This is a genomic window from Kitasatospora sp. NPDC091257 (assembly GCF_044757675.1).
Taxonomy (GTDB): domain Bacteria; phylum Actinomycetota; class Actinomycetes; order Streptomycetales; family Streptomycetaceae; genus Kitasatospora; species Kitasatospora lactacystinica.
This window is the reverse complement of the sequence record NZ_JBIVVI010000695.1, coordinates 1-4938: the sequence shown is the minus strand read 5'-3', so window position 1 is coordinate 4938 and position 4938 is coordinate 1. Positions and strand designations below refer to the sequence as shown.

At 74.5% G+C, this 4938-nt stretch carries 3 protein-coding genes; 2 read left to right on the top strand and 1 reads right to left on the bottom strand.

The annotated features are described in order from the left end of the window. Nucleotides 1–102 precede the first annotated feature (102 nt). Nucleotides 103–2490, top strand: a complete 2388-nt coding sequence (locus ACIQOV_RS27520; RefSeq protein WP_401052973.1) for a PQQ-binding-like beta-propeller repeat protein — start codon at nucleotides 103–105, stop codon at nucleotides 2488–2490. 58 nt (nucleotides 2491–2548) lie between these two features. On the opposite strand, the gene galE is transcribed toward ACIQOV_RS27520, so the two are convergent. Beyond that, nucleotides 2549–3535: a UDP-glucose 4-epimerase GalE gene (gene galE, locus ACIQOV_RS27515; RefSeq protein ID WP_401052970.1), complete on the bottom strand. Its 987-nt coding sequence runs from the start codon at nucleotides 3533–3535 to the stop codon at nucleotides 2549–2551. A 196-nt stretch (nucleotides 3536–3731) separates the two neighbouring features. On the opposite strand from galE, the gene ACIQOV_RS27510 reads away from it, so the two are divergent. Then, a complete protein-coding gene (locus ACIQOV_RS27510) occupies nucleotides 3732–4856 on the top strand; it encodes a S1C family serine protease (RefSeq protein WP_401052976.1) in 1125 nt (374 codons plus the stop codon). The last annotated feature ends 82 nt before the right edge of the window (nucleotides 4857–4938 follow it).

The following is a 4938-nucleotide window of genomic DNA, read 5'->3' as shown; positions in this document are numbered from 1 at the left end:
GGGTTCCGGGGGGTGGGGGAGGTTGGATATGCGTAGGACGGCATTGGAGAATCGGGTCCGGCACCACGCGGCGGGTGCGGACAACGGGGAGGTGGCAGCGGAGTGGACCAGCTGACGGCGCACGATCCGAGGCGGATCGGGCCCTTCGAGGTGCTGGGGCGGCTCGGCGCGGGTGGGATGGGACTGGTCTACCTGGCGCGTTCCGCGTCGGGGCGGCGGGTGGCCATCAAGACCGTGCGGGGTGAGCTGGCCGAGGACGAGCTGTTCCGGGTCCGCTTCGCCCGGGAGATCGCGGCGGCCAAGACGGTCGGCGGCTTCTACACGGCGGCCGTGGTGGACGCGGACGCGGACGCCCGGGTGCCCTGGCTGGCCACCGCGTACATCCCGGCCCCCTCGCTGGAGGACCTGGTCGAGGACTGCGGCCCGCTGCCGGTGGAGGCCACCCGCTGGCTGGTCGCCGGCATCGCGGAGGCCCTCCAGTCCATCCACGCGGCCGGGCTGATCCACCGCGATCTCAAGCCCTCCAACGTCCTGGTGGTCGAGGACGGCCCGAAGGTGATCGACTTCGGCATCGCCGCCGGGGTGTCCAGCACCCGGCTCACCATGACCAACGTCGCGGTCGGCACCCCCGCCTACATGTCCCCCGAGCAGGCCCGGGACAGCCGTACCGTCCGGGGCGCCAGCGACGTCTTCTCGCTCGGCTCGCTGATGGTCTTCTGCGCCACCGGGCACCCGCCCTACCGGGGCTCCAACCCCGTCGAGACGGTGTTCCAGCTGCTGCGCGAGGAGCCGGACCTGACCGGCATGCCGCCGGAGCTGATGGACCTGGTCCGCGCCTGCATGCAGCAGGCCCCCGAGCGCAGGCCCACCCCGGCGCAGATCCAGACCGAGCTGGCCCCGCACCTCTTCTCGCGGGACGACGCCTCCGGCGAGGCCGGGGAGTGGCTGCCGGCCAACGCGCTGGAGCTGATCGAGCGCAAGCGGGGCCGCCGTCCGGCCGCCCCGCCGTCGCGCCCGCCGGCCGGCCCGGCCCAGCCGCCCCCGCATCCCCAGGGCCCGCCCGCGCACGTCCCGCCCGCGCACGTCCCGCCGCAGCACCTCGGCCCGGCCGACCCGCGCACCAACCCGGGCGGGCGGCACGCCCAGCCGCCGGCCGGGCCGGTGCACAGCCTGCCGCAGCCGGGCCCGCACTCGGACGCCGAGATCCCGACCGCGAAGATCGCCTCCCCGAACCGGCACCGGGCGCCGACCGGCGGCTCCGTCGAGGTGCAGCTGTCCGGTGCCTCGGTGCGGATAGGCCCGGGGCCGCGGGCCGAGTACGAGCAGCCCGGCCCGAGCACCGCCCCGGCCACGACCGACTGGGTCCGCCGGGCCCCCACCCCGCCGCCCGCGCCGGTCGCCCGCTGGCGCCCCTGGCGGTTCCGGATGTCCAACGACGTCTGGGGCACCCCGGTGGTCGCGGACGGCACGCTCTTCGTCTCCAGCTTCGAGGTGCACGCGCTGGACATCGCCTCCGGCGAGCGCCGCTACAAGACCCGGGACGTCGCCTGGGCGCTCGCGGTGGACGCCGGACGGGTGCACGCGGCGGACGGCCCGCACCTGTACACCGTGGACGCCGCGGACGGCACCGAGCGCTGGCGCACCTCGCTGGACGGCTGGGTCTACTCGCTCTCCGCCGCCGACGGCGTGCTCTGCTGCGGCATCAGGGGCGGCGGCGTCCAGCTCCGCTCGGCCGCCAACGGCGCCGAGCTGTGGCGCGCGGACGACGCCCAGCAGGACTACGAGAACCCGCAGTCCGGCCCGGTCCTGGTGGGCGGCGCCGCCTACTACTACGGCGGCGGGCGGCTGCGCTGCGTCGACCCGCGCGGCGCGGGCCTGCGCTGGTCCTTCCCGGTCGGCGAGGACGTGCCCTCGCACCCGGTGGAGCGCGGCGGCGTGCTGTACGTGTCGGCCGGCACCCGGGTGTACGCGCTGGACGCCGCCAGCGGGGCGGAGCGCTGGCGCTTCGAGGCCCCGGTGGTGCTGTTCACCCCGCCCGCCCTGGACTCCGACGCGGTCTACGTGGCCGACTACCTGGGCACGGTCTACGCGCTGGACGCGGCCACCGGCCTGGACCGCTGGCGCGGGGTCACCGGCCGCCGCCAGGGCGCCGACCCGGTGGTGGTCGCGGACGGCATGGTGCTGGTCGGCAACGGCGAGGTGCTGTACGCCTTCGAGGCGGCCGGCGGCCGGGAGCGCTGGCGCTACACCGCCCGCGGGGAGATCGTCGGCTCCCCGGCGGTGGCCGACGGCCTGGTGCACCTGGGCAGCCGGGACCACTCGCTGCACACCCTGGACCTGGCGAGCGGTCAGCTGCGCTGGGAGCTCGGCACCAAGGGCGAGCTCACCGGCTCGCCGGTGGCGGTCGGCGGCCGGGTCTTCGTCGGCTCCAAGGACCGCTGCGTGTACGCGCTGGACGCCTTCTACGGCACGGCGGTGCCCGCCCGCTGAACCGCGGGGCGGACACCGCCGGGTCGGCGCCGCCGGAGCGGCGGCGCCGGGTCGTGCCTCAGGCCTTGCGGCCCCCGGGGTGGCGGCTGCACCAGCCGTCCCACGCGGAGGAGACCATCTCCGTCACGTCGTGACGGGCGGTCCAGCCCAGCTCGCGGTGGATCAGGTCGGCGGAGGCCACCACGCGGGCCGGGTCGCCGGCGCGGCGCGGGGTCACCTCGGCGGCGGTGTCGTAGCCGGTGACCTTGCCGATCACCTCCAGCATCTCCTTGACACTGACGCCCTCGCCGCGGCCGATGTTCAGCACCAGGGAGGTCGCGCCGGCCGGGTCGGCGGCCATCCGCTGGGCGGCCGCCACGTGCGCCGAGGCGATGTCGGAGACGTGGATGAAGTCGCGGACGCAGGTGCCGTCCGGGGTCCGGTAGTCGTCGCCGAAGATCCGCGGGGCCTCGCCGGCGGTGAGCCGCTCGAAGACCATCGGGATCAGGTTGAACACCCCGGCGTCGGAGAGCTCGGGGGAGGCGGCGCCGGCCACGTTGAAGTAGCGCAGGGCCACGGTGGACATGCCGTGGGCCTTGCCGGCCGCGGCGACCAGCCACTCGCCGGCCAGCTTGGTCTCGCCGTACGGGCTCATCGGGGCGCAGGGCGTGGACTCGGTGACCAGGTCGACGTCCGGCATGCCGTAGACCGCGGCGGAGGAGGAGAAGAGGAAGCGCTTCACCCCGCCCTCGGCGGCGGCCTCCAGGACGGTCTGGAGGCCGATCATGTTCTCGCGGTAGTACAGGAAGGGCTGCTCGACGGACTCGCCGACCTGCTTCTTGGCGGCGAAGTGCAGGATGCCCTCGACGCCGTGTTCGCGGATCGCGGCGTCCAGGGCGGCGCGGTCCAGGGTGGAGCCCTCGATCAGGGGGACGCCGGCCGGCAGCCGGGAGGCGTCGCCGGTGCTGAGGTCGTCCAGGACGGCGACGCGCTCCCCGGCGTCGAGCAGCTGTCGGACGACGTGTCCGCCGATGTATCCGGCACCGCCGGTGATCAACCAAGTCATGTGCCGATCCTAGGCGTTCGGATTCGATCGCCACGTTCGGGCGAGTCGAGGCCGCAAAGCGGACAAAACGGTGAAAAGCTGAGCAGGATTTCCGTGCGTCCACACCTGCGCCCGTTCGGCGCGGTGACGAATCGGAGGCAGCCAGGTGCGCCGTCACAAGGAACACGCCAACCCCCTGCCCGCCGGGCCGCGGCCGATCGGGCCGCGGTCGCCGGGCGGGCGGCTGCCGGGGGCCGTCGCGGTGGCGCTGGCGGCCGTGCTGGCACTGGCCGGGTGCAGCAGCGGCACGTCCTCCTCGTCCACCGTCGCCGCCACCGGTTCGTCCCCGGCGGCCGGCTCCCCGCAGGCCGCCTCGTCGTCCGGCCAGTCGAACGGCGGGACCCAGTTGCAGGACGCCTACCAGGCGGTGATCGCCAACGTGCTGCCCTCCGTGGTGCAGATCACCACCGGCGACAGCCTCGGGTCCGGGATCGTCTACGACGACAAGGGCGACATCGTCACCAACGCCCACGTGGTCGGCACCGCGACCACCTTCACGGTGACCCTCGCCAACAGCACCACGGCGCTGGACGCCGGCCTGGTCGCCAGCTACCCCGACTCCGACCTCGCGGTGATCCGGCTGAACAACCCGCCGAGCGGTCTCAAGCCGGCCAGCTTCGGCGATTCGGGCAAGGTCCAGATCGGCCAGATCACCCTCGCCATGGGCAGCCCGCTGGGCCTCTCCAGCAGCGTCACCCAGGGCATCGTCTCGGCCATCGGGCGGACCGTCTCCGAGCCCCAGGGGCCGGGGTCGCCGGGAGCCACGATCAGCAACATGGTGCAGACCTCGGCGGCGATCAACCCGGGCAACAGCGGCGGTGCGCTGGCCGACCTGGACAGCAAGGTGATCGGCATCAACACCCTCGCCGCGACCGAGCCGCAGACCAACGGCGCCGCCGCCCCCGGCATCGGCTTCGCCATCCCGGCGAGCACCATCACCAACATCGCCGACCAGCTGATCAAGCAGGGCAAGGTGACCAACTCCGGCCGGGCCGCGCTCGGCATCACCGCCCGGACCAGCTTCAACCAGCAGTTCCAGCCCTCCGGCGCGGTCATCGTGGAGGTCACCCCGGGCGGGGCGGCGGCCTCGGCGGGGCTCCAGGCCGGGGACGTCATCACCAAGATCGGCGACACCCAGGTGGACTCGCTGAACGCGCTCACCACCGCGCTCGCCTCGCTCAGTCCGGGCACCAAGGTCACCGTCACCTACACCCGCAACGGCGCCACCAAGACCGCCGACGTCACCCTCGGAGAGCTGGCAGCCGCCCAGACCTCGCCCTGAGCCCCGGTACGGGGACGCCGGGCCGCACGCCGCGCAAGGGTTCAGCGGGCCGGGTGCCGTACCGGACCGGCGCCGGGACCTC